The 25306-nt window shown below is 73.4% G+C and carries 21 protein-coding genes and 1 pseudogene; 16 read left to right on the forward strand and 6 right to left on the reverse strand.

Going from position 1 to position 25306, the window contains the following annotated elements; all coding sequences use genetic code 11:
• Both ACFVGO_RS20445 and ACFVGO_RS20450 read right to left on the reverse strand, forming a co-directional pair.
• A pseudogene (locus ACFVGO_RS20445) lies at positions 1 to 1831 on the reverse strand (hypothetical protein); the annotation flags it as partial.
• Between the two features lie 26 nt (positions 1832 to 1857).
• A complete protein-coding gene (locus tag ACFVGO_RS20450; RefSeq protein WP_380633228.1) occupies positions 1858 to 2379 on the reverse strand; it encodes a hypothetical protein in 522 nt (173 codons plus the stop codon).
• A gap of 319 nt (positions 2380 to 2698) precedes the next feature.
• Between ACFVGO_RS20450 and ACFVGO_RS20455 the strand changes: the two genes are divergently transcribed.
• Entirely contained in the window at positions 2699 to 3535 is an 837-nt protein-coding gene (locus tag ACFVGO_RS20455; RefSeq protein WP_359910527.1) for a hypothetical protein, read from the forward strand.
• Positions 3536 to 3614: 79 nt separating this feature from the next.
• Here ACFVGO_RS20455 and ACFVGO_RS20460 read toward each other — a convergent pair whose 3' ends face one another.
• Both ACFVGO_RS20460 and ACFVGO_RS20465 read right to left on the reverse strand, forming a co-directional pair.
• Entirely contained in the window at positions 3615 to 4784 is a 1170-nt protein-coding gene (locus tag ACFVGO_RS20460; RefSeq protein WP_380357499.1) for an NADH-quinone oxidoreductase subunit D, read from the reverse strand.
• The gene (locus tag ACFVGO_RS20465; protein WP_380633230.1) at positions 4781 to 5797 is read right to left on the reverse strand and encodes an SAM-dependent methyltransferase; all 1017 of its coding nucleotides are present in this window, start codon (positions 5795 to 5797) and stop codon (positions 4781 to 4783) included. The genes ACFVGO_RS20460 and ACFVGO_RS20465 overlap by 4 nt, the downstream gene beginning before the upstream one ends.
• 165 nt (positions 5798 to 5962) lie before the next feature.
• Here ACFVGO_RS20465 and ACFVGO_RS20470 point away from each other — a divergent pair, with 165 nt between their 5' ends.
• From ACFVGO_RS20470 to ACFVGO_RS20505, 8 genes are all read left to right on the forward strand, one after another.
• A complete protein-coding gene (locus ACFVGO_RS20470) occupies positions 5963 to 7159 on the forward strand; it encodes a sensor histidine kinase (RefSeq protein ID WP_380357510.1) in 1197 nt (398 codons plus the stop codon).
• Between the two features lie 88 nt (positions 7160 to 7247).
• On the forward strand, positions 7248 to 7937 hold the full coding sequence (locus ACFVGO_RS20475; protein WP_359910511.1) for a response regulator transcription factor: 690 nt from the start codon (positions 7248 to 7250) through the stop codon (positions 7935 to 7937).
• A 225-nt stretch (positions 7938 to 8162) separates the two neighbouring features.
• On the forward strand, positions 8163 to 9026 hold the full coding sequence (locus ACFVGO_RS20480) for a Rossmann-like and DUF2520 domain-containing protein (RefSeq protein WP_380357507.1): 864 nt from the start codon (positions 8163 to 8165) through the stop codon (positions 9024 to 9026).
• The gene (gene panC, locus ACFVGO_RS20485; protein ID WP_380357493.1) at positions 9027 to 9932 is read left to right on the forward strand and encodes a pantoate--beta-alanine ligase; all 906 of its coding nucleotides are present in this window, start codon (positions 9027 to 9029) and stop codon (positions 9930 to 9932) included.
• Between the two features lie 53 nt (positions 9933 to 9985).
• Positions 9986 to 10435 (forward strand): aspartate 1-decarboxylase, encoded by a 450-nt coding sequence (panD, locus tag ACFVGO_RS20490; protein WP_359910502.1) that lies wholly within the window; start codon positions 9986 to 9988, stop codon positions 10433 to 10435.
• Between the two features lie 15 nt (positions 10436 to 10450).
• Complete coding sequence (locus ACFVGO_RS20495; protein WP_380633233.1) at positions 10451 to 12121, forward strand: L-aspartate oxidase; 1671 nt, start codon at positions 10451 to 10453, stop codon at positions 12119 to 12121.
• A 4-nt stretch (positions 12122 to 12125) separates the two neighbouring features.
• Positions 12126 to 13094, forward strand: a complete 969-nt coding sequence (gene nadC / locus ACFVGO_RS20500) for a carboxylating nicotinate-nucleotide diphosphorylase (protein ID WP_359910497.1) — start codon at positions 12126 to 12128, stop codon at positions 13092 to 13094.
• A 46-nt stretch (positions 13095 to 13140) separates the two neighbouring features.
• On the forward strand, positions 13141 to 13929 hold the full coding sequence (locus ACFVGO_RS20505) for a type III pantothenate kinase (RefSeq protein ID WP_359910494.1): 789 nt from the start codon (positions 13141 to 13143) through the stop codon (positions 13927 to 13929).
• A gap of 7 nt (positions 13930 to 13936) precedes the next feature.
• Here ACFVGO_RS20505 and ACFVGO_RS20510 read toward each other — a convergent pair whose 3' ends face one another.
• Together ACFVGO_RS20510 and ACFVGO_RS20515 are read right to left on the reverse strand one after the other, a co-directional pair.
• Entirely contained in the window at positions 13937 to 14857 is a 921-nt protein-coding gene (locus tag ACFVGO_RS20510; RefSeq protein WP_380633235.1) for a hypothetical protein, read from the reverse strand.
• Between the two features lie 87 nt (positions 14858 to 14944).
• Positions 14945 to 15499: a SigE family RNA polymerase sigma factor gene (locus ACFVGO_RS20515; RefSeq protein WP_359910488.1), complete on the reverse strand. Its 555-nt coding sequence runs from the start codon at positions 15497 to 15499 to the stop codon at positions 14945 to 14947.
• Positions 15500 to 15661: 162 nt separating this feature from the next.
• On the opposite strand from ACFVGO_RS20515, the gene ACFVGO_RS20520 reads away from it, so the two are divergent.
• The 7 genes from ACFVGO_RS20520 (at position 15662) to ACFVGO_RS20550 (ending at position 25026) form a co-directional block, all read left to right on the forward strand.
• Positions 15662 to 16408 carry a hypothetical protein gene (locus ACFVGO_RS20520; protein WP_359910485.1) on the forward strand — a complete coding sequence of 249 codons (747 nt, stop codon included), beginning with the start codon at positions 15662 to 15664 and terminating at the stop codon, positions 16406 to 16408.
• A gap of 284 nt (positions 16409 to 16692) precedes the next feature.
• Positions 16693 to 18477, forward strand: coding sequence for a hypothetical protein (locus ACFVGO_RS20525; RefSeq protein WP_380633238.1), 1785 nt, complete (start codon positions 16693 to 16695; stop codon positions 18475 to 18477).
• A 95-nt stretch (positions 18478 to 18572) separates the two neighbouring features.
• A complete protein-coding gene (gene lysX / locus ACFVGO_RS20530) occupies positions 18573 to 20129 on the forward strand; it encodes a bifunctional lysylphosphatidylglycerol synthetase/lysine--tRNA ligase LysX (RefSeq protein WP_359910479.1) in 1557 nt (518 codons plus the stop codon).
• Between the two features lie 297 nt (positions 20130 to 20426).
• On the forward strand, positions 20427 to 20864 hold the full coding sequence (locus ACFVGO_RS20535; protein WP_359910476.1) for a BlaI/MecI/CopY family transcriptional regulator: 438 nt from the start codon (positions 20427 to 20429) through the stop codon (positions 20862 to 20864).
• A gap of 11 nt (positions 20865 to 20875) precedes the next feature.
• Positions 20876 to 21412, forward strand: a complete 537-nt coding sequence (locus ACFVGO_RS20540; protein ID WP_359910474.1) for an amino-acid N-acetyltransferase — start codon at positions 20876 to 20878, stop codon at positions 21410 to 21412.
• Between the two features lie 91 nt (positions 21413 to 21503).
• Positions 21504 to 21857, forward strand: coding sequence for an Lsr2 family protein (locus tag ACFVGO_RS20545; RefSeq protein ID WP_359910471.1), 354 nt, complete (start codon positions 21504 to 21506; stop codon positions 21855 to 21857).
• Positions 21858 to 22506: 649 nt separating this feature from the next.
• Entirely contained in the window at positions 22507 to 25026 is a 2520-nt protein-coding gene (locus tag ACFVGO_RS20550) for an ATP-dependent Clp protease ATP-binding subunit (RefSeq protein WP_359910468.1), read from the forward strand.
• Positions 25027 to 25306 lie beyond the last annotated feature (280 nt).

Below are 25306 nucleotides of genomic sequence, written 5' to 3' on the forward strand. Positions count from 1 at the left end.
GCACCACGCAGACCGGCATGCCCCGCCGTCGGTCGCGCACGGTCGACCCCGCCGCCGCCGCGCCGAGCGCGTCCTTCGCGTCCGGAGTCCCGAACTGCCCGGGCACTGCGACCGGCCGGACCGGCGGAGGAGCGTCCGGCGCCGGTCCGTACGCCGGTCCGTACACCGGGCCGGACGCGGGGCCACCGGCGGACGGCGTGGTGACGGGCGCGGCCGGCGCACTCACCGAGTCCGTCCGCACGGTCACCGGCCCACCTCCGCCACCACCACCCGCACCGCCACCGCCACCGCCGTGCGCGGAGGCCGCGGGCGCCTGGAGCGGGTAGTCCCCGTCCGCCCGGACCGCCGGCCCGCCGCCCTGCCGGACCGGCGCGACCGCGGACGGCGCGGACGGCGCGGACGACGCCGGTGGCGACCAGTCACCGCCCCCGCTCCCCGTCGCCCGGTGCTGCCCCGGCGGGCCGCCGGCGGCGGCGTACCCGCCCCCGGCCCCGCCCGCCGACGCCCCCGCCGACGCCCCGGCCGTCACGTTCGCCGCGACCGCCACGTCCGGCCCACCGACGACCGCCCCCGGATCCGCCACCGCGACCGAGGCCACCGTCACCACGCCCGGCGTCCTCGGGTCCGCCGGCCCGCCGGGCGTCCCACCCGCGCCCGGCCCCCCGGCGCCCGGCCCATCCGGTCCCCCCGGTCCCCCCGGTCCCCCCGGTCCCCCCGGTCCCTCCGGCCCGCCCGCCCCCGGCGTCAGCCCGGCGAGCGGCACCCCGCGGACCGCCTTGCCGTTCTCGTCTGTGAGCACCGGCTGCCCGTGCTCGTCGAGCCGGACGGCGAGGTCCGCCACCCCGACCACCGGCTTGCCGTCCGGCCCGGGGACGACCAGCAGCCCGGTGGCGTCGGCCACCGGTGTGCCGTCGGCGCGGAGGATGACCGGCTGCCCGTCCTGGCCGAGGACGGGCGTGCCGTGCTCGTCCACCTTGACCGTCAGCCCGGGCACGCCGACCAGCGGCTTGCCGTCCTTCCCGGCGAGCAGGACCAGCCCGGAGCCGTCCGCGCCGAGCACGCCCGGTTCGCCGAGGGCGGCGGGCAGCCCGGCGGCGAGCGGGTCGAACGCGCCGCCGCGGTACGAGGCGGCGGTGATCCCCGTCCCCTGCGCGGTGCCGAGCTTCAGCAGGGCGACGGCGGCCGGTTCCTTGAGCACGCCGGACAGGGCGTCCTTCATGGCGCGGCCGAGTTCGGCGAGCAGTCCGCCGATCTTCAGCCCGGCGGCCTCGACGGCGACGGCCGCCCCGCCCGCCGCGACCTGCTCGGTGGCGGTGTTCCTCAGCTTGGACGCGAAGCCGCCGACGGCCTTCTCCAGTCCGCCGACCACCCCGCTCCGCGCCGGGTCGCCGCCTGCCGTCGCGGCGACCTCGGCGACCTCGGCGGCCGTCTGCTTGGCCTTGGCCGCCTGCTCCTCGGCGTGCCGGAGTTCGGCGGCGAGCTGCTGCAGGGTCGCGACGATCTCGGCCTTGCAGGTGTCCACGGCGCGCGCGGCGGTGTCGAAGGCCCCGGCGACCAGCCCGACCGCGCCGTGCGCGTCGTCCAGGTGGCCCTTGTTGCCGGCGCTGAAGCTCTGCCAGTACGTGCCGAAGGCCTCGACCGCGTGGCCGGAGTTGTCGGCGGTGACCCGCCGGACGGACTCGCCGCAGCGGCGGGTGAGCCGGTCGGCCTCCTTGCCGAACTCGCGCCAGACCCCGGCGGCCCTGCGCAGGCCCTCCTCGTCGGCCTGCGGCCACTGCTGGCCGGTCCGGGCCAGCACCGGGACCAGTTCCTCGGGCAGTTTCCGGGACACGCGCTTCCCCCTTCGAGCCGGGTCCGTCAGACCGACATGTCCTTGGGGACGGCGGGAGCCGCCCCCGGGGTTGCCCCCGGCGCCGTGGAGTGCACCGCGGGCGCCACCGGCGAGGCCCCCGGCACCCCTGCAACCGCCGCCGGCCCCGGCACCGCCGCGCCTGCCGCGGCCCCCGGCACCACCGAACCTGCCGCCCCCGGCACCGCCGTCGCCCCGAACCCGCTCGCCGCCGAGTTGTCCGCGTCGGCCGTCCGCGCGGCCATGGTGTGCAGCCCGGCCCCGACCCCGGTCACCCTCCCGGCCAACCCGCGCAGCCCGCCGACGAGTTCACCGCGCGCCTGCCCGTACACGGCGGCGAAGCCGCTGCCCGGCCGGTCCGTCCCCCAGGGCGCGCCGAGCGCGGCGAGGCCCTGTTCCAGGGCGGTGACGGCTTTCGCCAGCTCGCCGCCGAGCTTCTCGAACTCCCGCCCCTCGCCGTGCAGTTCCCACGGCTTGAGGACGAACTCCCCGCCCGCGCGGCCGGACGCCCCGGTGCTGCCGCCTGCCATCCCCGTACCTCCCCGTCACGGGCCGGTGGCGGCCCGGTAGCGGTCCGTGGCGGACCGGCCGCCATCGTAGGCCCGCCTCCGGACCCGCCCGCAGGGCCCGCCGGACCTCTTCACCCCGCCTTCACGCCGTTCGGCCCCGCCGCTCAGGCCCCGCTTCGGCCCCGCTTAGGGCCCGCTTCGGGCCCCGCCACCGGTCCCGCCACCGCGCTCCCGCCGCCGAAAGCTCTACCCTTGCCGGGTGGCACCAGCAGAAACGTCCAAGAAGAAGTCCAAGGCGAAGCCCGAGGCCGCCCCCGCCCCCGCCCCCGTCGATCTCGCGATGCCGACCCTGCGGCGCGAGATCCCTCGCGACGAGGTCCCGCTCGACTTCCCCCGCGCCTGGGTCGAGTTCGCCGACCCCGCCGACGAGGAGCAGGTCTTCCGCTGCGACCTCACCTGGCTGACCTCCCGCTGGTCCTGCGTCTTCGGCCAGGGCTGCCACGGCATCCGCGAGGGCCGCGGCGAGTCGGACGGCTGCTGCACGCTCGGCGCGCACTACTCGGACGAGGACGACGAGAAGCGCGTCCTGGGGCACGCGGCCCGGCTGACCCCCGAGCTGTGGGAGAACTTCGCCGAGGGCACCGACGCCGAGGGCCGGATCACGTCCGACGGCGGCATCACCATGCTGGACGAGGACGGCGACCGCCAGACCCGCCGGGTCGGCGGCGCCTGCATCTTCGTGAACAGCCCGGACTTCGCGGGCGGGGCCGGCTGCGCGCTGCACGCGCTCGCGCTCAAGGAGGGCCGCGAGCCGCTGGAGACCAAGCCGGACGTCTGCTGGCAGCTGCCGGTCCGCCGCACCTACGACTGGATCGACCGCCCCGACGACACCCGCTACCTCCAGGTCACGATCGGCGAGTACGACCGCCGCGGCTGGGGCCCGGGCGGCCACGACCTGCACTGGTGGTGCACCGGTGCCCCGGCGGCGCACCAGGGCGCGGAGGCGGTGTACGTCAGCTACCGCCCCGAGCTCACCGAGCTGATGGGACGGAAGGGGTACGAGGTGCTGGCCCGGCTGTGCGAGGAGCGGATCGCCACCAAGGGCGACCGCAAGGTGGCCCCGCACCCGGCGGACCCGGTCAGGAAGTCCAAGAAGGACCGACCGGCGAAGGACTGACCGGCCCCACCCGCCGGCACCGGCCCACCGGTCGGCACCACCCCCGCCCGCCGGCCCCGGCCCACCCGCCGGCACCGCCCTACTTGTCGATGTCGCCGACCACGAAGAACATCGACCCCAGGATCGCCACCATGTCCGCGACCAGCGTCCCCGGCAGCAGCTCGGTCAGCACCTGGACGTTGTTGAAGGACGCCGAGCGCAGCTTGAGCCGCCACGGCGTCTTGTCGCCGCGCGAGACCAGGTAGTAGCCGTTGATCCCGAGCGGGTTCTCGGTCCACGCGTAGGTGCTGCCCTCGGGCGCCTTGAGCACCTTGGGCAGCCGCTGGTTGACCGGGCCGGGCGGCAGCGTGGCGAGCTTGTCGAGGCAGGCGTCGGCGAGGTCCAGCGAGTTGAGGGTCTGCTCCAGCAGGCACTCGAAGCGGGCCAGGCAGTCGCCCTCCTCGCGGGTGACCACGGTGAGCACCTGGCGCAGTTCCTCGGAGCCGTACGCGAGGTACGGCTCGTCGCGGCGCAGGTCGAGGTCGAGGCCGCTGGCCCGGGCGATCGGGCCGCTGACGCCGTACGCCTCGGCCTGCGCCCGGGTGAGGATGCCGACGCCGGCGGTGCGGGCGCGGAAGATCTCGTTGCCGAGGACGAGGTCCTCGAAGACCGGCAGCTGCGAGCGCACGGTGGCGACGGCGGTGCGGACCCGGCCGAGCCAGCCGGCCGGCAGGTCCTCCTTGAGGCCGCCGACCCGGTTGAACATGTAGTGCATCCGGCCGCCGGAGGCCTCCTCCAGCACGTGCTGGAGGTCTTCGCGGCCGTTGAAGGCGTGGAAGACCGGGGTGATCCCGCCGAGCTCCAGCGGGTACGAGCCGAGGAACATCAGGTGGTTGAGCACCCGGTTGAGCTCGGCGAGCAGGGTGCGGATCCACACCGCCCGCTCGGGGACCTCCATGCCGAGCATCCGCTCGACGGCCATGACGACGCCGAGCTCGTTGGAGAAGGCGGAGAGCCAGTCGTGCCGGTTGGCCAGCATGATGATCTGCCGGTAGTCCCGGGCCTCGAACAGCTTCTCGGCGCCCCGGTGCATGTAGCCGATCACCGGCTCGGCGCTCACGATGCGCTCGCCGTCGAGCAGCATCCGAAGCCGCAGCACGCCGTGGGTGGCCGGGTGCTGCGGGCCGATGTTGAGCACCATGTCGGTGGTGCCCGCCGCGCCGGTGAAGTTCTCGGCTCCCGCCCCGATGCCGACCGTGGTCTCCCTCATGCCCCCAGAGTCTGCCATCCCGGCAGGGGCGCCAGGCTCGCAGGTTCCGACATCCGGACGGCCTGTACCAGCCACCCGAACCCGCCCAGCCCGCCCGGGTCGGTCAGTTCGGCCCCCTCCCCCGCCCCGCTCAGCGCCCGCAGGTAGCCGGCCGGGTCGCTGGTGGCCAGCGCGAGCGCCGGGCGCCCGCCGCTCACACCGAGCGCGCGCAGGGCCTCCCGCTGCGTTGTCCACAGGCTGTGGAGAGCGGGCGCGGCGACGGCGTCCAGCGCGACGTGCGCGGTGACGTCGCAGGAGCCGTCCGGAACCGGGGCCACCTCCCGGCCGTCGCGGAAGCCGGCGTACGTGCCGAACGGCGGCCGCCGCCCGGCGGTGTGCCCGTAGTCGACGGCGACGGCCAGGCCGCGCTCCAGCCCGGCCACGGCCCGCGCCCAGGCGGCGTCCCGGGGGCCGCCGAACTCCACCACCTCGCCGGGCTCCGCGACCGGCCACCAGCGGGCGGCCCAGGCCGCGTCGGCCTCCGACACCGGCTCGCCGAGCCGCTGCTCCCCGGTCGCGGTGTCCACCTCGACGTAGCGCAGCACCCCGTCCTCGTCGACCTCGCCGGCGTCCAGCGGGACGTTGTCCAGCCACTCGTTGGCGAACAGCAGCCCGGTCACCCCGCGCGGCGGCTCGTCCGTCCACAGGACTGTGGACGGCAGTCCGGCCGGGCGGTCGGCGATCTCCACGCCGTACGGGCGCAGCCGCGCCAGCACCTGCGCGGGCAGCTCGGCCAGGACGCCGGTGAGCAGTTCGCCCCGCCCGGCCCCCAGGTCGACCAGGGCCAGCTCCTCCGGACGACCGAGGGCCGCGTCAACCTCCAGCAGCAGCCGGGCCACCGCACGGGCGAACCTCGGCGAGGCGTGCACGGAGGTGCGGAAGTGCCCGGCGGGGCCCTCCGGCCTGCGGTAGAAGCCCCGCCCGGGGTCGTACAGGGCTTGTTCCATGGCGGGCGCCCACCGCATCCAAGTCATGGGGTGGGACGCTACCCGGCGCCGGACCGCCCCTCCCCATCGGATCAGGTGCTTCTCCGACCTACGGAGTAGGACGGATCGCCCTACCGGCGGACCTGGGCACGCCGGGCGACTGCCTACGCTGGACACGTGCATCGACTCAACGCCTGGCTCCGCCGTCACCCCATGGTGGTCGACGCCGCCTGGGCGTCGATGGTGCTGTTCTTCGGCCTGCTGCCGAACGACGCCTCCCTCGACGAGGGCTGGCGCTCCGACGCCTCGATCCTGGTCGCGGTGCTGCTGCCGCTGCTGATGGTCTTCCGGCGGCGCTACCCCGACCTCACGGTGGCCGCCGCCGCGGGCATCGGTGTCGGCCAGGTGGTCGCGAACGTGTCGCCGGGCGGCTCCTCGATCGCCTACCTGGTCTTCGCCTACACCGGCGCCGCCTTCGGCCAGAAGTGGACCTCCCGGCTGGCCCTGGTGGCCGGCCTGGCCGCCGGGCCGCTGGTGTTCTGGCAGATGAAGCCGGTGAAGACGGTCTTCGACCGGGCGGGCGACGCGCACACCCGCCCGTACACCTTCGGCGAGGCGGCGCTGATCACGCTGCTGATGAGCACGCCGTTCATCCTCTGCTGGGCCTGGGGCCGGCTGACCAGGGTGCGCCGCGCCTACCTGACCGAGCTGGAGGACCGCGCCGCCCGGCTGGAGCGCGAGCGGGACGCCCAGTCCAAGGTGGCGGTCGCCGCCGAGCGGGCCCGGATCGCCCGCGAGCTGCACGACGTGGTCGCGCACAACGTCTCGGTGATGATCGTCCAGGCCGACGGCGCCGCGTACGTCCTGGACAACTCCCCGCAGCAGGCGAAGGAGGCGCTCGGCACGATCGCCTCCACCGGCCGCCAGGCGCTGGTCGAGATGCGCCGCCTGCTGGGCGTGCTGCGCACCTCCGACACCAAGGCCGAGGAGTACGTGCCGCAGCCGGGCGTCGAGGAGCTGCCGGAGCTGCTGGAGCAGGTCCGCACGGCCGGACTCGACGTGGACTACGCCACCTCCGGGCAGCCGCGCGAGCTGCCGCGCGGCGTCGAGCTGACCGTCTACCGGATCGTCCAGGAGGCGCTCACCAACGTCCGCAAGCACGGCGGCCCCGACGTCCACGCCCGGGTCGCGGTCGACTTCGGCGAGCGCGAGCTGGCCGTCCTGGTGGAGGACGACGGGCGCGGCAGCACCGACGAGCAGCTGGTCGCCGGCGGCGTGGACGGTCTCGGCCACGGCCTGATCGGCATGCGCGAGCGCGTCGGCATGGTCAGCGGCAGCCTCGACGTGGGCCCCCGCCCCGGCGGCGGCTTCCGGATCCGCGCCGTCCTGCCGCTCAGGACGGCCCACTAGCCCCTCCGTCCGGCCCCCGCCCCCAGCCCCCAGCCCCCGTCCAGTCCTCAGCCCCCGTCCGCCGTCCATCCCCCCAAGGAGTCCCACCTTGACCATCCGCGTGATGCTCGTCGACGACCAGGAACTGCTGCGCACCGGCTTCCGGATGATCCTCCAGTCACAGGGCGACATCGAGATCGCCGCCGAGGCGGGCGACGGCGCGCAGGCCCTGGAGCAGCTGCGGCGCACCGAGGTGGACGTGATCCTGATGGACGTCCGCATGCCGCGGCTGGACGGCGTGCAGGCGACCCGCCGGATCTGCCTGGCCGAGGACGGCAGCCCGCTGCCGAACGCCCCGCACGTGCTCATCCTCACCACCTTCGACCTGGACGAGTACGCCTTCGCCGCGCTCAAGGCCGGCGCCAGCGGCTTCCTGCTCAAGGACGTCCCGCCGACCGAGCTGGTGGCCGCGATCCGCGCGGTGCACGGCGGGGACGCGGTGGTCGCCCCGACCACCACCCGCCGGATGATCGACCGCTTCGCCGAGGTGCTGCCCACTCCGCAGAGCGCACCCGGCTCGGACGTCCTCGGCCCGCTGACCGAGCGCGAGCGGGAGGTGTTCCTGCTGGTCGCCCAGGGGCTGTCGAACGGCGAGATCGCGGCCCGGCTGGTGCTCTCCGAGGCGACCGTGAAGACCCATGTCGGCCGGATCCTGGCCAAGCTGGGCCTGCGCGACCGGGTCCAGGCCGTGGTGCTGGCGTACGAGGCCGGGCTGATCCGGGCCGGGGCCACCGACTGAGCCGCCGAGGCGGATCCGCTCCGGCGTTCGGGCGCGCCCGTAGACTGGGGCGGTACGTCCGGTACCCGTCGAGTGGACTGGAACGGTCATTCAGGACAAGGCAGGACAAGGGTGGACGTGAATCCGTCCGGCTTCGCCGACTCCGGCGAGTTCGCCCCGCTCGCCGACGGTCTCGGCGACCAGGTCTTCGGTGCTCCCGGCGACCCCGGCAACCGCCCGGCCCGGCTGGCCGTCGGCGTGGTCGGCACCGGCCGGGTCGGGCCCGCGCTGGGCGCGGCGCTGCAGCTCGCCGGGCACACCGTGGTCGCCGCCTCCGGGGTGTCCGCCACCTCCCGCCGCCGCGCCGAGGCGCTGCTGCCGGGCGTGCGGATCGTCACCCCGCCGCAGGTGCTGGCCGCCGCCGACCTGGTGCTGCTGACCGTGCCGGACGACGCGCTGGCCGATCTGGTGACCGGGCTGGCGGCCACCGGCGCGGTCCGCCCCGGACAGCTGCTCGTGCACACCTCCGGCGCGCACGGCGTCGCCGTCCTGGAACCCGCCACCCGGGCCGGGGCGCTGCCGCTGGCCCTGCACCCGGCGATGACCTTCAGCGGCACCTCGGTGGACCTGGCCCGGCTGGCCGGCTGCCCGTTCGGCGTGACCGCCCCCGAGGAGCTGCGGCCGGTCGCCGAGGCGCTGGTGGTGGAGATGGGCGGCGAGCCCGAGTGGGTGCCCGAGGAGGTCCGCCCGCTCTACCACACCGCCCTCGCCCACGGTGCGAACCACCTGGTCACCCTGGTCGCGCAGGCGATGGACCTGCTGCGCACGGCCGGTGTCGCCGAGCCCGGCCGGATGCTCGGCCCGCTGCTCGGCGCCGCCCTGGACAACAGCCTGCGCTCCGGCGACGCGGCCCTCACCGGCCCGGTCGCCCGGGGCGACTCGGGCACCGTGCGGCGCCACCTGGCGCAGCTCAGTACGGTGTCCCCGGACATCCCGGCGGCCTACCGTGCGATGGCCCGCGCCACCGCGCAGCGGGCGCTCGCCAACGGAACGATCGACGAAACGTCGGCGGCGGCGCTGCTGGACGTACTGAACGAGGAGAAGCGCTAGATGGCACGCGGCAAGCAGTCGAACAAGCCCCAGCGGACGCCCAAGGTCCACCGGGCCGTCGTGACCCGCACCGTGGACGAATTCGAGGCCGCGTTCTGGCCGGACGAGCAGCCGGTGGACAACGCCGTCGTGATGACCATGGGCGCGCTGCACGAGGGCCACGCCGCGCTGATCCGGGCCGCCCGCAAGCAGGTCGGCCGGGACGGCCGGGTCGCGGTGACGGTCTTCGTCAACCCGCTGCAGTTCGGCGCCGGCGAGGACCTGGAGCGCTACCCGCGCAGCCTCGACGAGGACGTGCGGCTGGCCGAGGAGAACGGCGCCGACGTGGTCTTCGCGCCGTCCGTCGAGGAGGTCTACCCGAACGGCGAGCCGCAGGTGCGCATGGCGGCCGGCCCGATGGGCGAGCGCTACGAGGGCGCCACCCGGCCCGGCCACTTCGACGGCGTGCTGACCGTGGTCGCCAAGCTGCTGCACATCACCGACCCGGACTTCGCCTTCTTCGGCGAGAAGGACGCCCAGCAGCTGGCGATCATCCGGCGGATGGTCGCCGACCTGGACTTCGACGTGGAGATCGTCGGCGTGCCGACCGTCCGCGAGGAGGACGGCCTGGCGCGGTCCTCGCGCAACCGCTACCTCTCGGAGCAGGAGCGCGCGCAGGCGCTCGCCCTGTCCAAGGCCCTGTTCGCCGGCCGGGACGCCGCCGCGCAGGGCCCGAAGGCCGTCCGCGAGGCCGCCGCGGCCGCCCTGGACGGCGCCGAGGGCGTCACCCCGGACTACCTCGCCCTGATCGACCCGCACGACTTCTCGGAGGCGGCGGACGACTTCCAGGGCGAGGCGGTGCTGGCCGTCGCCGCGAAGGTGGGCGCCACCCGCCTGATCGACAACGTCCACGTCATCTGCCGCTGAACCACCGGCACCACCCCCCTTCCGGCATGCACTCACAGGAGGCGTGACCCGCAATGCTCCGCACCATGCTCAAGTCCAAGATCCACCGGGCCACCGTGACCCAGGCCGACCTGCACTACGTGGGATCCGTCACGGTGGACGAGGACCTGCTCGACGCCGCCGACCTGCTCCCCGGCGAGCTGGTCCACATCGTCGACATCAACAACGGCGCCCGGCTGGAGACGTACACGATCGCCGGCCCGCGCGGCTCCGGCGTGATCGGCATCAACGGCGCCGCCGCCCGTCTGGTCCACCCGGGCGACCTGGTCATCCTCATCGCCTACGGGCAGATGGACACCGCCGAGGCCAAGGGCTACGAGCCGAAGGTCGTCTTCGTGGACGAGCGGAACCGGATCACCGGCCTGGGCGGGGACCCGGCCGAAGCCCAGGAGGGCACCGGACTGCTGCGCGGCGACGCGGCGTACGGTGGCGGCAACGGCGCGGCCGACGCCGCCTCGCGCTGAAGGAGCCACCCACCGATGTCCACGCACCGCCTCACCGCCCCGGCCCCCGGCTGGACCGCCACCACCGACGTGGTCGTGGTCGGTTCCGGGGTCGCCGGCCTCACCGTCGCGCTCAACGTCCGCAAGGCCGGCCTGCGGGCCATGGTGGTCACCAAGGCCGTGCTGGACGAGGGCTCCACCCGCTGGGCCCAGGGCGGCGTCGCGGCCGCCCTGGGCGACGGGGACACCCCCGAACAGCACCTGGACGACACCCTGGTGGCCGGCGCCGGCGTCTGTGACGAGGAGGCCGTCCGCACCCTGGTCACCGAGGGCCCGGACGCCGTCCGCCGGCTGATCGCCACCGGCGCCCTGTTCGACCGGGGCGAGGACGGCGAGATCCTGCTGACCCGCGAGGGCGGCCACCACCGCCGCCGGATCGTCCACGCGGGCGGGGACGCGACCGGCGCCGAGATATCGCGCGCCCTGGTCGCCGCCGTCCGCACCGACCCGGACATCGAGCTGATCGAGCACGCGCTCGTCCTCGACCTGCTGACCGACGCGGCGGGCCACGCCGCCGGACTGACCCTGCACGTGATGGGCGAGGGCCAGCGCGACGGCGTCGGCGCCGTCCGGGCCCGCGCGGTGGTGCTCGCCACCGGCGGCATGGGCCAGGTCTTCTCCGCCACCACCAACCCGGCGGTCTCCACCGGCGACGGCGTGGCACTGGCCCTGCGGGCCGGCGCCGCCGTCACCGACCTGGAGTTCGTCCAGTTCCACCCCACCGTGCTCTGGCTCGGTCCGGAGGCCGAGGGCCAGCAGCCGCTGGTCTCCGAGGCGGTCCGCGGCGAGGGCGCCCACCTGGTGGACGCGGACGGCGTCCGCTTCATGGTCGGACAGCACGAGCTGGCCGAGCTGGCCCCGCGCGACATCGTCGCCAAGGCGATCACCCGGCGCATGCAGGAGCAGGGCGCCCAGCACATGTTCCTGGACGGGCGGCACTTCGGCGCCGAGATGTGGGAGCAGCGCTTCCCGACCATCCTCGCCTTCTGCCGCGCCAACGGCATCGACCCGGTCACCGAGCCGATCCCGATCGCCCCGGCCGCGCACTTCGCCTCCGGCGGCGTCCGCACCGACCGGCACGGCCGCACCACCGTCCCCGGCCTGTACGCGTGCGGCGAGGTCGCCTGCACCGGCGTGCACGGCGCCAACCGGCTGGCGTCCAACTCGCTGCTGGAGGGCCTGGTCTTCGCCGAGCGGATCGCCGCCGACCTGGCCGGCCGCGACCGGTCCGGCGAACTGCCCGAGCGCGCGGTGGACGTCGCCGCCGCGCGCGCCGCGCAGCCCGTCCCGCTGCCCCCGTCCGAGGCGCGCGCCGAGATCCAGCGGCTGATGTCGCGCGGCGCGGGCATCCTGCGCTCCGCCGCCTCGATGGCCGACACCGCCGCCGGGCTCGCACTCCTCGCCGAACAGGCCTACGCCCACGTCGCCGAGGAGAAGCCGGCCGACCCCCGGGTGGAGACCTGGGAGGCCGCCAACCTGCTGCTGGTCGCCACCGCCCTGGTCGCGGCCGCCGCGCAGCGCGAGGAGACCCGCGGCTGCCACTGGCGCGAGGACTTCCCCGAGCGCGACGACGCCCACTGGCGGCGCCACCTGATCACCACCCTCGCCGCCACCGGCGGTCCCGTCAGCACCCCTGAGGAGCAGTAGAACCATGACCCACTCCCACGAGGAACTCCCCCTGGCCGACCAGGGCGGCTGCGGCGACGGCTGCGCCTGTGGCGACGGCGAGGGCTACGAGACCGGTCTTGACCCGCAGCTGGCCGAGCTGCTGGAGCAGGCCGGGCTGGACCCGGTCGAGGTCGAGGACATCGCCACCCTGGCGCTGGCCGAGGACCTGGCCGGCGGCGAGGACGTCACCTCGGTGGCGACCGTGCCCGCCGACGCCGTCGCCACCGCCGACTTCACCGCCCGTCAGGCCGGCGTGGTGGCCGGCCTGCGGGTCGCCGAGGCGGTCGTCTCGCTGGTCTGCGAGGAGGAGTTCGAGGTCGAGCGGCACGTCGAGGACGGCGACCGAGTCGAGGCCGGCCAGGTGCTGCTCTCGGTCCGCTCGCGCACCCGCGACCTGCTGACCGCCGAGCGCAGCGCGCTCAACCTGCTCTGCCACCTGTCCGGCATCGCCACCGCGACCAGCGCCTGGGCGGACGCCCTGGAGGGCACCGGCGCGGTGGTCCGGGACACCCGCAAGACGACCCCGGGCCTGCGCGCGCTGGAGAAGTTCGCGGTGCGCTGCGGCGGCGGCGCCAACCACCGGATGGCGCTCTCGGACGCCGCGCTGGTGAAGGACAACCACGTGGTCGCGGCCGGCGGCGTGGCCGAGGCCTTCCGGGCCGTCCGGGCCGCGTACCCGGAGCTGCCGGTCGAGGTCGAGGTGGACACCCTGGAGCAGATCACGCCGGTGCTGGAGGCCGGGGCCGACCTGATCCTGCTGGACAACTTCACCGTCGGGCAGCTGAAGGAGGCCGTCGCGCTGGTGGCCGGCCGGGCGAAGCTGGAAGCCTCCGGCGGACTGACCCTGGCCAGCGCGCGCGAGGTCGCCCAGACTGGTGTCGACTACCTGGCCGTGGGCGCGCTCACCCACTCCTCGCCGATCCTGGACATCGGCCTGGACCTGCGCGCCTGACCGTCCGGACCCGCGCAGCCCCGTCCCGACTCGCAGAAAGCGGCCCATGCTCCTCACCATCGACGTCGGCAACACCCAGACCACGCTCGGCCTGTTCGACGGCGAGGACGTGGTGGAACACTGGCGGATCTCCACCGATCCGCGCCGCACGGCCGATGAACTGGCGGTGCTGCTGCAGGGGTTGATGGGCAACCACACCGCGGTCAAGGAGGCCGCGGTGGAGGGCCTGGCGATCTGCTCGTCCGTCCCCGCCGTGCTCCACGAGCTCCGCGAGGTGACCCGCCGCTACTACGGCGACGTCCCCGCGGTGATCGTGGAGCCCGGCGTGAAGACCGGGGTGCACGTCCTGATGGACAACCCCAAGGAGGTCGGCGCCGACCGGATCGTCAACGCGCTGGCCGCCAACCACCTGTACGGCGGCCCGTGCATCGTGGTCGACTTCGGCACCGCGACCACCTTCGACGCCGTCAACGCGCGCGGCGACTACGTCGGCGGCGCGATCGCCCCCGGCATCGAGATCTCGGTCGAGGCGCTCGGCGTCCGCGGCGCCCAGCTGCGCAAGATCGAGCTGGCCCGCCCGCGCAACGTGATCGGCAAGAACACCGTCGAGGGCATGCAGTCCGGCATCCTCTACGGCTTCGCCGGGCAGGTCGACGGCCTGGTCGAGCGGATGGCCCGGGAGCTCTCCAAGGACCCGGACGACGTCCAGGTGATCGCCACCGGCGGTCTCGCCTCCCTGGTCCTCGGCGAGGCCGCCACCATCGACGTGCACGAGCCGTGGCTGACCCTGATCGGCCTGCGCCTGGTGTACGAGCGCAACCGCCCCGCGAGCTGAGCGGCGCTCAGCGGCCGGGGGTCGGGAGGCCCGGCAGGGCCGACGTGGCCCCCGCCACCGCGTCGGAGGGCCGCAGGGTGGTCAGGCCGGTCGGCGCGGGTGTCGGGACGGTGAGCAGAGTCGCTCCCGGCTGCGGGGTCGGGAGCGGTTTACCCGCCCGCGGGTCCTTCGGGATGGCCGCCACGACCTTCTTCCAGCGCGGGTCCTTCACCACCGCGGCGAGTCCGTCCGGCGTCAGCGGCGGGTCGGTGCGGGTGATCGGCGTGCCCTGGTCCAGCGGCTTGCGGTTCCACTCCTGGAGCAGGATCTCGTAGCCGGGCCCGGTCAACGTGGCGGACCAGGTCTTGGAGCCGGCCGGCTCGCCGGGGCGCGTCCCCGCCTGGTAGAGGGTCAGGTGCTCGCCGCCGGGGAGGTCGGTCTCGCTGCAGGCGTCGCCCGGAAGCGGGCCCAGGCAGCCGGGCTCGACGCCGTTGCGCATGATCCAGAACAGGTACTGGACCGGACCGTTCCCGTCGTCCAGCACCAGCCGCAGCTGCGGGGTGTCGCTCTCGGTCCCCCGCGCCTCGCCCACCTGGACCGTCCCCGGCGGGAGCAGTTCGGTGAGCATCCGCTGGAACTCCGGGCCGGAGACCGGCGGGCCCGCCGCCGCACCGGAGGAGGCCGAGCCGGCGGACGCCGGGCCGCTCGGCACGGGGCCGGGCCCGGGCAGCAGGCTGCCGATCCCGGCCGCGCCCACCCCGACCAGGGCCAGCGCGGCGACGCCCGCCACGGTGCCGATCCGCCGCCTGCGGCGCAGCCGGCGCCCGTACGACCAGCCGGTGTCGACCAGCCGGGTGGCCTCGGCGTCGTAGGACCCGCCCGCCCGGCCGAGGGCCTCGGTGAAGGACTGCTCGAACCGCTCGTCGGGCCCGTCGTGCTCAGCGGACATGCTGAACCTACCTCTCTACCAATCGAGTTGACGTGAGTAGTGCGGAGACGCCGCCTTGCCGCGCCGCGCCGTGCCGTGCCGGCCGGCTCAGCGCTCGGCCAGCTCGTCGAGGCTGCCGCCGAGCAACGCGCGGATCCGGCCGAGCGCCCGGAAGGACTGGGTCCGGACCGCCCCCGGGGTGAGCTGGAGGATCGCCGCGGTCTCCTCGACGCTGCGGTCCTCCCAGTAGCGCAGGACCAGCACCGCGCGGTCGCGCGGCGCGAGCCGGCCGAGCGCGTCCACCAGGGCCAGCCGCAGTTCCGGGTCGCCCTGCGGGGCCTCGCCGTCCGGCACCGCGTCGACCGGCCGCTCGCCGCTGGAGCGGCGGCCGCGGTGCGAGAGGAAGACCCGCACCAGCACGGTGTGCGCGTACCCGGCCGGGTTGTCGATCCGGCGCTTGGCCCCGAACGGGAAGGTGCGGTGCCACTGGACGTAGATCCGCCCGAACGCCTCCTGCACCAGGTCCTCGGCGAGGTGGGTGTCCCCGCCGGCGAGCAGGCAGGCCGACCGGTAGAGCGGTCTGGCGCGGGCGGCCGCGAAGGCCTGGAAGTCCTCGTCCCGCCGCCCGCCCCGGGACGCCTTCCCCTGACCGTCCGGTTGCATCCTGCCCGGCCCCCTCGCTCGTTCTCCCCTGACACCTGGATGACCAGCTGGCCCCCGGATGGCGTTACAGGTGGCGGCGAAAGGTTTTTTCACCAGGCCGAACATGGGTGGTTCGGCGCGACGTTACCGACAAATCGGATATTCCTCACGTAGTGTCAGCCCATGCCTACGCCACACGGATCGCGCGGCGGTATGGCCTTCAGCGCCGACGAAGTCCGCGTGTTGCGCCGAGCCCTCGCCCAAGCCCTGCACCCCGCCGTCCCCCTCCACCTCCGGCCCGACCGGCCGGCCCTCGCCGGGCCGGGCGCCGAACTCTGGGCGGAGGACGTCCAGGACGCCCTGCGCCTGACCGAGGCGATCGACGAGGCCGTCCAGGAGGGCGGCCGACTGCGCGCCTTCCTGCTCGCCGACCTCGGACGCTACCGCTCCGCCCTGCCCGGCAGCGCCCCCGGCTACCTGGAGCGGCTGGAGGACGCGGTGTCCGACGGGTACCTGCCCGGGCCCGAGGACCTCACCGCGCTGCGCGGGCTGAGCCGCCAGCCCTGCGGCCAGGGCGAGCGGGCCCGCCGCTCCCGGCTGGCCGGGCGCTGCCACGCGCTGGCCGAGGCCGCCGTCCGCGAACGGCTCGCCCTCCACACCGGGCAGCCCCGCCACCTGGTGGCCGTACCGAGCCCCGCCGCACCGCCGCACAGTCACCCCACCCCCGTAGGAGGACGGACCACCATGAGCAGCACCGAGTCCCGCCCGGAGCAGCCCGCCGCCGCGAAGACCCCGCCCCGTCCGCACCGGATGCCCACCCCCGCCGAGCTGTTCGGCCGCCGCCCCAAGCCCCCGGCCCGGCCCGCCCCGCCCGCCGACCTGTCCCCCGAGGAGACCGAGGACGTCGAACTCGCCACCGGCACCGGCTGAACCGGCCCATCCGCCGAACGGAGGGGAGACCGCCACCGCGGTCTCCCCTCCGTTCGTGCGCCGCCCTCCGCCGGCACGCCGGCCCATCGCCCGCAGGCCGGTCCATGTGTCGACAATGCCGTGATCCCGCCGGCCGCCGTCGATCACGTCTTCATAACCTTCACCCCGATGACCAGGCCGTTCGATCCCGTCCTGGGCGAATTGGCCACTGATCAACCGGGTTGACGACCGTTCAACAATCCCTAGGGTGCGGAGCCTCACCACTCCAACCGCGGGGGATTCACATGCTTTCGACTCGCACGCGCCGGATCCTCGGCGCGGGCACGGCCACGATCGTGGCCGCCCTGGCCGCCGGCACCGCGACCGTCCCGGCGCACGCCGCCGGCACCCAGCTCCGGATCTTCCCGACCGGCACGATCCAGATCTCGACCCAGCCGGCCCCTCAGCCCCAGTTCGGCGAGAACATCCACCTGCGGATCGGCCGGACCGGCACCGACGTCGTGACCGGCGCCAAACTCGCGTTCGACACCATCGGCATCGACGGGCTGGCCACGCTCGCCGTCCCGGGCTGCGCCACCGCGGGCAAGGTGATCACCTGCGACATCTGGCGCCTCGACCTGGAGAACATCAACATCACCAGCCACCCGTGGCTGAGCGCCGTCGCGGGCGTCCGCCCCGGTTCCACCGGCACCGTCCACGCCACCCTCAGCGCCCCCGGCGCCGAGACCGCCGAGGCCGACATCCAGGTGGAGATCGGCGGTGCCGGCTTCCGCACCAAGGAGCCCTCGGAGCAGCGTGACGTCAAGGTCGGCAGCACGCTCCCGTCGACTCTCGCCTTCGCCAACCACGGCGAGGTCGCGGCCCGGCGGGCGGTCGTCGAGGTCTACCTGACCCCGGGCCTCGACGTGGCCACCTGGCCCTCCAACTGCGAGTACGCGAAGGACAAGGGCGACTGGGCGGGCCACGGCTTCGGTTCCCCGATGCCCACCGTGCACGGCATCTGCACCATCGACGGCGAGATCGCCCCCGGCCAGGCCGTCAAGCTGAACGGCCTCGACCTCACCGTGGGCGCGGACGCCCGCTACGCCTTCGCCGACTACTCCGTCTTCCCCGCCGAGGGAGCGAGCGGCAGCAGCGCCGCGGACCTGCGCAAGCGGATGTCGTTCCAGCGCGGCACCGGCGCTCCCGCCACCCTGGTGCCGACCTCCGGCGAGGGGATCCCGGACGGCCTCGACATGAACGCCTACTCCACCGAGCAGGAGGTCCTCGCCGACAACGACGCCGACTTCGCGGTGAACGGCGCCTGGGCACCGGACGCCTCCGGCACCACCGGCACCTTCACCCTCGGCGCCGTCAGCGGCGGCCCGGCCTCGATCATGGACCGCAGCGGCGGCGAGAGCGCGCCCGAACTCCAGGTGCAGTTCCCGGAAGGCGTCACCGTCACCGGCCTGCCGTCGACCTGCCGGCCGAACGACTACGTCCTCGGCCAGAAGTCCGACAAGCCGCTCAACAAGTTCAACTGCGAGGGGCTGGGCGGGTTCTTCATCCCGGCCGGCGCCACCAACTCCCACAAGCTGACCCTCTCGGTCCCCGCGGGCACCGACGAGCTCACCGCGACGGTCTCGCTGCAGAACATGGCGAGCGACTACGAGCCGGGCCACCCCAGCGCCGTCATGAGCTGGGACCGCAACCCCGCCAACGACCTGCTGAAGGTCTCCCTGCGGGCCGCCCCGGCCACCACCCCCGGCACCGGCGGCACCCCCGCCCCGACCCCGACCGGGACGCCCACCACCGCGCCCGTCACCGACCCCTCCCCCGCGCCGACCACCGCGGTCGTCCCGGCCGGCCTCAGCGACAAGGACTCCACGAGCCCCGTCCGGGAGACCGGCACGGGCACCGGCGGCACCGGCACCGGCGGCACCGGGAGCGTCCGGACCTCCGGCGGCCCGCTGGCCGCCACCGGCAGCTCCGCCGCCCTGCCGCTGGCCGCGACGAGCGCCGCCGCCGTGGTGCTCGGCACCGCCGGTCTGGTCACCGCCCGCCGGCTCCGGGCCCGCCGCAACGGCTGACCCGACCGCTCGTTCCCCGGGGGAGGCCGCCGTCACGGCCTCCCCCGCGGGAATCCCGGCGCGGAGCACCGTGTGTGGCTGGCTACCCTTGTGGGGTGAGCGATCAGAGCCTTGTTCCCGCGACCGACGACCTTCCCGAGCAGATGCGCGTCCGGCGCGAGAAGCTGGACCGGCTCCGGGCGGCCGGCGTCGACCCGTACCCGGTCGGATTCCCCCGCACCACCACCATCGCGGACCTGCGTGCCAAGCACCCGGACCTGGAGCCGGACACCGCGACCGGCGAACGGGCCGGTGTCACCGGCCGCGTGATCCTCTCCCGCACCGGCGGCAAGCTCTGCTTCGCCACCCTGCGGGACGGCACCGGCGACCTCCAGGTGATGTTCTCGCTGGACAAGCTGGGCGCGGAGCGGCTGGCGGCTTGGAAGACCGACATCGACCTCGGCGACCAGGTCGGCGTCGAGGGCGAGGTGATCACCTCCAAGCGCGGCGAGCTGTCCGTGATGGTGGACCGCTGGGAGCTCACCGCCAAGTGCCTGCGCCCGCTGCCGGACAAGCACAAGGGCCTGACCGACCCGGAGGCCCGGGTCCGCCAGCGCTACGTGGACCTGATCGTCAACCCCGAGGCCCGCGAGATCCTGCACCTGCGCAGCAAGGTCGTCCGCTCGATCCGCCGCACCTACGAGGACCGCGGCTACATCGAGGTCGAGACCCCGATGCTGCAGCCGGTGCACGGCGGCGCCAACGCCCGTCCGTTCAAGACGCACATCAACGCGTACGACATCGACCTCTACATGCGCATCGCCCCCGAGCTGTACCTCAAGCGGCTGGTGGTCGGCGGCGCCGAGAAGGTCTTCGAGATCAACCGCAACTTCCGCAACGAGGGCGCGGACTCCACCCACAACCCGGAGTTCACCTCGCTGGAGTCGTACGAGGCGTACGGCGACTACGACACCCAGGCCGAGCTGATCCGCGAGACGATCGTCAACGCGGCCCGGGACGCACTGGGCACCACGGTCATCAAGGGCGTGGACGCGCACGGCGTCGAGCACGAGATCGACCTGGCCGAGCCGTGGGAGGAGGTCGCGGTCTACCCGGGCATCTCCGCCCACCTGGGCGTGGAGGTCACCCCGGAGACCGGCGTCGAGGAGCTGCGCAAGCTGGCCGCCGAGCACGGCATCCCGTTCGAGAAGGACTGGGGCCACGGCCAGATCGTGCTGGAGATGGTCGAGCGCCTGCTGGAGGAGAACGCCGTCCGGCCGACCTTCATCAAGGACTACCCGACCGAGGTCTCCCCGCTGACCCGCCAGCACCGCTCGCAGCCCGGCGTGGCCGAGAAGTGGGACCTGGTGATCTTCGGGACCGAGATCGGCACCGCCTACTCCGAGCTGGTCGACCCGGTCGAGCAGCGCGCCCGCCTCACCGCCCAGTCGCTGCTGGCGGCCGGCGGCGACGTCGAGGCGATGCAGGTGGACGAGGACTTCCTGCGCGCCCTGGAGTACGCGATGCCCCCGACCGGTGGCCTCGGCCTCGGCGTGGACCGCCTGATCATGCTGCTGACCGGCAAGAACATCCGGGAGACGGTGCTCTTCCCGCTGGTGAAGCCGGAGCCGAAGGCTTCCGCCGCGACGGCGGAGAAGACCGAGGAGGAGTGACCTGATGGACTACGTCAGCGCGATCGTGCCGCCGCTGGTCATGGCGATCGGCTTCGGATTCCTGGTGCGGGCCATCGTCCGCAGCCAGGGCGGGGCCCAGCGGGCCAAGGAAGACGTCGACTGATCCCGCGCGGGCCGACGGGCCCCGCGAGGACCGGCGGGCGGAACCCGCGACCGACGCCGTCAGCCGCCCCGAACGACCGGCGCGCCGCCATTCCCGATTCCCGGGGGTGGCGGCGCGCCGGTTTGGCGTACTTCACAAGATTTGCCCCATTCACTCCCTATCCTGGCCGCACTATGGTCCGGCAACTCGGCGAACTTGAGAACGCCATCATGACCCGGGTGTGGCAGTGGAACCGACCGGTCACGGTTCGCGAGGTTCTCCTGGATCTGCGGTCGGAACGCGAAATCGCGTACACCACGGTGATGACCGTCCTGGACAAGCTCCACAGAAAGGGCTGGCTGCGCCGCGAGCGGGTCGGCCGGGCCTATCGATATGAACCGGTCTCCTCGCGTGAGGCGTACACGGCGGCACTGATGAACGACGCCTGGGCCACCAGCGACAATCCGGCGGCGGCCCTGGTGCACTTCTTCGGCCTGATGTCCCCCGAGCAACGCGAAGCGCTCCGGGACGCCTTGCGGGTGGCCGCTCTGTTCCCGCCCGATCCGACCGGGGCGGATTCCGCGGACGACGGACCCGATACCGGTGCGACGGAACCGGGAGCGGCGCGATAACGTCCGGGACCATGGAGGTCACCATCCGCCGGGCGCGGACCACGGACGTGCGGGCAGTGCGCAGGCTCATCGACACCTACTCGCGCGACGGCATTCTGCTGGACAAGCCCACAGTCACACTGTTCGAATCCGTCCAGGAGTTCTGGGTCGCGGAACGCGACGACAACGGCGTGGTGGTGGCCTGCGGCGCGCTGCACGTGATGTGGGAGGACCTCGCCGAGGTCCGCACGCTCGCGGTGGATCCGGTCGTCCGGGGCACCGGGATCGGGCACCTGCTGTTGGAGAAGCTGGTGCAGACGGCACGCTGGCTGGGCGTCCGTCGGATTTTCTGCTTGACGTTCGAGGTCGCGTTCTTCGCGAAACACGGTTTCGTCGAGATCGGCGAGCTCCAGGAAACCGATGATGGTACGACAGACCCGGCGGCGATCGCTACGGATGTCTATGAAGAACTCCTCCGCTCGTACGATGAAGGCGTCGCCGAGTTCCTCGACCTGGAGCGGGTGAAGCCCAACACACTGGGCAACTCGCGCATGCTGCTGCACCTCTGAGCCGCTCCACCCGGGTCAAGGGTTTGTGTTTTCCGGAGAAAGGCGCTTTCCTTTCCTTAGGCAATGGGTCGTTTAGCGGAAAGGGAAGCCCGTGGCACAGAGGGTGCAGGTCATTCTTGAAGACGATCTCGACGGCGGTTCGGCGGACGAGACGGTGACGTTCGCGCTCGACGGCGTTGCCTACGAGATCGACCTGAAGAGCGCCAACGCGGACAAGCTGCGCGGTCTGCTGGCGCCGTACGTGGAGAAGGGCCGCAAGCAGAGCGGCCGGCTCGCCGGCGCCCGTCGTCCGGGCCGCAGCGCCGCGGCGCGGCCGTCCGGCGGCGGCGCCCCGGACACCGCCAAGATCCGCGCGTGGGCCAAGGAGCAGGGCCTGGAGGTCAACGACCGCGGCCGCGTTCCGAGCAACGTCCGCGAGGCCTACGAGAAGGCCAACGCGTCCTGATCCCGGCTCCGCAGGCCCGCCGGAGCGGGTGCGGGGCCCCGGCGGCCGGAGGCGGCGCCGCCATCACACGCACGGGGCGCGGAGGAGTCTCCTCCGCGCCCCGCGGCGCGTGCCCGCGGGGCCGCCGCACCGGGGGCCTGCGGAGCACGGGCTCGGGCACGGGCTCGGGCGGCGGAACAATCACGGGCTGTGCAACGCTGTAAGGGCGAAGCGGTAACGAGGACACCCGGGACGGCGTACCCGGCCCCGGCCGCCGTTGAACCGCCGTCACCACGGCCCGACTTCTCGCCAGGCGAACACCGCCACCGCGGAAACTGCGCGAGAACCGCCCCGATACCGGGTATGAATGCAGGTGGACGGGTTCTTCGGCCCGTCCAGGGGCAGTATGTGCGACCGGCCGGACGGTTCCGGCCGCGCCCCGGCGGCGCGTGTTCGCCGATGGCGTAGCGGAATCCGGTGCATCCGGCCCGCCTGCGGGAACACCGTTTCCCAGCATCAGGTTGGGATTGGTGTCGGCTGGTCGCGCAGCATCTCGCTCCTCTACCGGGGAGTGAATCCGTGGGCCGCGCCGCTGAGCGGGACTAGCATGCGGAAGGACAGGGCGGGGACGGACCCCGAACTGCCCGACCGCTCTGAGGAGCGATAAACGATGTTCGAGAGGTTCACCGACCGCGCGCGGCGGGTTGTCGTCCTGGCTCAGGAAGAAGCCCGGATGCTCAACCACAACTACATCGGCACCGAGCACATCCTCCTGGGTCTGATCCACGAGGGCGAGGGCGTCGCCGCCAAGGCCCTGGAGAGCCTCGGGATTTCTCTTGAGGCCGTTCGCCAGCAGGTCGAGGAGATCATCGGCCAGGGCCAGCAGGCCCCGTCCGGTCACATTCCCTTCACCCCCCGGGCGAAGAAGGTGCTGGAGCTGTCGCTCCGCGAGGCCCTTCAGCTCGGCCACAACTACATCGGCACCGAGCACATCCTGCTCGGCCTGATCCGCGAGGGCGAGGGCGTCGCCGCCCAGGTCCTGGTGAAGCTGGGCGCCGACCTCAACCGGGTGCGCCAGCAGGTCATCCAGCTGCTCTCCGGCTACCAGACCGGCGGCGGCAAGGAGTCGGCCACGGCCGGCGGGCCCGCCGAGGGCACCCCGTCGACCTCCCTGGTCCTGGACCAGTTCGGCCGCAACCTCACCCAGGCCGCCCGCGAGGCCAAGCTCGACCCGGTCATCGGGCGCGAGAAGGAGATCGAGCGGGTCATGCAGGTGCTGTCCCGCCGCACCAAGAACAACCCGGTGCTGATCGGTGAGCCCGGCGTCGGCAAGACCGCCGTGGTCGAGGGCCTGGCCCAGGCGATCGTCAAGGGCGAGGTCCCGGAGACGCTCAAGGACAAGCAGCTCTACACGCTGGACCTGGGCGCCCTGGTGGCCGGCTCGCGCTACCGCGGTGACTTCGAGGAGCGCCTGAAGAAGGTGCTCAAGGAGATCCGCACCCGCGGCGACATCATCCTGTTCATCGACGAGCTGCACACCCTGGTCGGCGCGGGCGCCGCCGAGGGCGCCATCGACGCCGCCAGCATCCTCAAGCCGATGCTGGCCCGCGGCGAGCTGCAGACCATCGGTGCCACCACCCTGGACGAGTACCGCAAGCACCTGGAGAAGGACGCCGCGCTGGAGCGCCGCTTCCAGCCGATCCAGGTCGCCGAGCCCTCGCTGCCGCACACCATCGAGATCCTCAAGGGTCTGCGCGACCGCTACGAGGCCCACCACCGGGTCTCCATCACGGACGCCGCCCTGGTCGCCGCCGCCACCCTGGCCGACCGGTACATCTCGGACCGCTTCCTGCCGGACAAGGCGATCGACCTGATCGACGAGGCCGGCTCCCGGATGCGCATCCGCCGGATGACCGCGCCGCCGGACCTGCGCGAGTTCGACGAGAAGATCGCCGACGTGCGCCGCGAGAAGGAGAGCGCGATCGACGCGCAGGACTTCGAGAAGGCCGCGTCCCTGCGCGACGACGAGAAGCAGCTCCTGCAGGCCAAGGCCAAGCGCGAGAAGGAGTGGAAGGCCGGCGACATGGACGTCGTCGCGGAGGTCAACGAGGAGCTCATCGCCGAGGTCCTGGCCACCGCCACCGGCATCCCGGTCTTCAAGCTGACCGAGGAGGAGACGTCCCGCCTGCTGCGCATGGAGGACGAGCTGCACAAGCGCGTCATCGGCCAGAAGGACGCCATCAAGGCGCTCTCCCAGGCCATCCGGCGCACCCGTGCGGGCCTCAAGGACCCGAAGCGCCCCGGCGGTTCGTTCATCTTCGCCGGCCCGTCCGGCGTCGGTAAGACCGAGCTGTCCAAGACGCTGGCGGAGTTCCTCTTCGGCGACGAGGACGCGCTGATCGCGCTCGACATGTCCGAGTTCTCCGAGAAGCACACCGTCTCCCGGCTGTTCGGCTCCCCGCCCGGCTACGTGGGCTACGAGGAGGGCGGCCAGCTGACCGAGAAGGTCCGCCGCAAGCCGTTCTCGGTCGTCCTCTTCGACGAGGTCGAGAAGGCCCACCCGGACATCTTCAACTCGCTGCTGCAGATCCTGGAGGACGGTCGCCTGACCGACTCCCAGGGCCGCGTGGTCGACTTCAAGAACACCGTCATCATCATGACGACCAACCTCGGCACCCGGGACATCTCCAAGGGCTTCAACCTGGGCTTCGCGGCCACGGGTGACACCCAGACCGGGTACGAGCGGATGAAGGCGAAGGTCGGCGAGGAGCTCAAGCAGCACTTCCGCCCCGAGTTCCTGAACCGCGTCGACGACATCGTGGTGTTCCACCAGCTGTCCGAGGACGACATCATCCAGATCGTCGACCTCATGATCGACAAGGTGGACGAGCGACTCAAGGACAAGGACATGGGCCTGGAGCTCAGCGTCGAGGCCAAGAAGCTGCTGGCCAAGCGCGGCTACGACCCGATCCTGGGTGCCCGTCCGCTGCGCCGCACCATCCAGCGCGAGATCGAGGACCACCTCTCCGAGAAGATCCTCTTCGGTGAGCTGCGGGCCGGCCACATCGTCGTCGTCGACGTCGACGGTGAGGGCAAGGAGGCCAAGTTCACCTTCCGCGGCGAGGAGAAGTCGGCCGTCGCGGACACCCCGGCCGCGGTCGCCTCGTCCGGTCCGGACCTGACGAAGTAGCCCAACTTTTAACAGACAACTTCACAGCCACCGAGCCCCCGGCGTTCGCGCCGGGGGCTCGGTGCGTTCCGGCCCCTCCGCGGTCGGCACCGGTACGGACCGGGACGACGGCTTCCGCATGGGCTGGTACGGGTGCGCTCGGTTTCTCAGCGAGCTTTAACCAACATACGGTTGACAGATGGTCAGGTGATAGGGAGTCGCGGAGCATAGCGCCGTGACCATGTCACGGTCAAGGTCTATCTTTTCTGTGCACGCTTGTATCAAATGACGTCCACCTGTC

Source organism: Kitasatospora sp. NPDC057738 (assembly GCF_042798815.1).
Lineage (GTDB): Bacteria > Actinomycetota > Actinomycetes > Streptomycetales > Streptomycetaceae > Kitasatospora > Kitasatospora lactacystinica.

Excerpts from the sequence above, each read along its gene's own strand:
- ACFVGO_RS20450 (WP_380633228.1), bottom strand. The coding sequence starts at position 2,379 with ATGGCAGGCGGCAGCACCGGGGCGTCCGGCCGCGCGGGCGGGGAGTTC.
- ACFVGO_RS20455 (WP_359910527.1), top strand. The coding sequence starts at position 2,699 with ATGCCGACCCTGCGGCGCGAGATCCCTCGCGACGAGGTCCCGCTCGAC.
- ACFVGO_RS20460 (WP_380357499.1), bottom strand. The coding sequence starts at position 4,784 with ATGAGGGAGACCACGGTCGGCATCGGGGCGGGAGCCGAGAACTTCACC.
- ACFVGO_RS20465 (WP_380633230.1), bottom strand. The coding sequence starts at position 5,797 with ATGACTTGGATGCGGTGGGCGCCCGCCATGGAACAAGCCCTGTACGAC.
- ACFVGO_RS20470 (WP_380357510.1), top strand. The coding sequence starts at position 5,963 with ATGGTGGTCGACGCCGCCTGGGCGTCGATGGTGCTGTTCTTCGGCCTG.
- panC (WP_380357493.1), top strand. The coding sequence starts at position 9,027 with ATGGCACGCGGCAAGCAGTCGAACAAGCCCCAGCGGACGCCCAAGGTC.
- panD (WP_359910502.1), top strand. The coding sequence starts at position 9,986 with ATGCTCCGCACCATGCTCAAGTCCAAGATCCACCGGGCCACCGTGACC.
- ACFVGO_RS20495 (WP_380633233.1), top strand. The coding sequence starts at position 10,451 with ATGTCCACGCACCGCCTCACCGCCCCGGCCCCCGGCTGGACCGCCACC.
- nadC (WP_359910497.1), top strand. The coding sequence starts at position 12,126 with ATGACCCACTCCCACGAGGAACTCCCCCTGGCCGACCAGGGCGGCTGC.
- ACFVGO_RS20505 (WP_359910494.1), top strand. The coding sequence starts at position 13,141 with ATGCTCCTCACCATCGACGTCGGCAACACCCAGACCACGCTCGGCCTG.
- ACFVGO_RS20510 (WP_380633235.1), bottom strand. The coding sequence starts at position 14,857 with ATGTCCGCTGAGCACGACGGGCCCGACGAGCGGTTCGAGCAGTCCTTC.
- ACFVGO_RS20515 (WP_359910488.1), bottom strand. The coding sequence starts at position 15,499 with ATGCAACCGGACGGTCAGGGGAAGGCGTCCCGGGGCGGGCGGCGGGAC.
- ACFVGO_RS20520 (WP_359910485.1), top strand. The coding sequence starts at position 15,662 with ATGCCTACGCCACACGGATCGCGCGGCGGTATGGCCTTCAGCGCCGAC.
- ACFVGO_RS20525 (WP_380633238.1), top strand. The coding sequence starts at position 16,693 with ATGCTTTCGACTCGCACGCGCCGGATCCTCGGCGCGGGCACGGCCACG.
- ACFVGO_RS20535 (WP_359910476.1), top strand. The coding sequence starts at position 20,427 with ATGGTCCGGCAACTCGGCGAACTTGAGAACGCCATCATGACCCGGGTG.
- ACFVGO_RS20540 (WP_359910474.1), top strand. The coding sequence starts at position 20,876 with ATGGAGGTCACCATCCGCCGGGCGCGGACCACGGACGTGCGGGCAGTG.
- ACFVGO_RS20550 (WP_359910468.1), top strand. The coding sequence starts at position 22,507 with ATGTTCGAGAGGTTCACCGACCGCGCGCGGCGGGTTGTCGTCCTGGCT.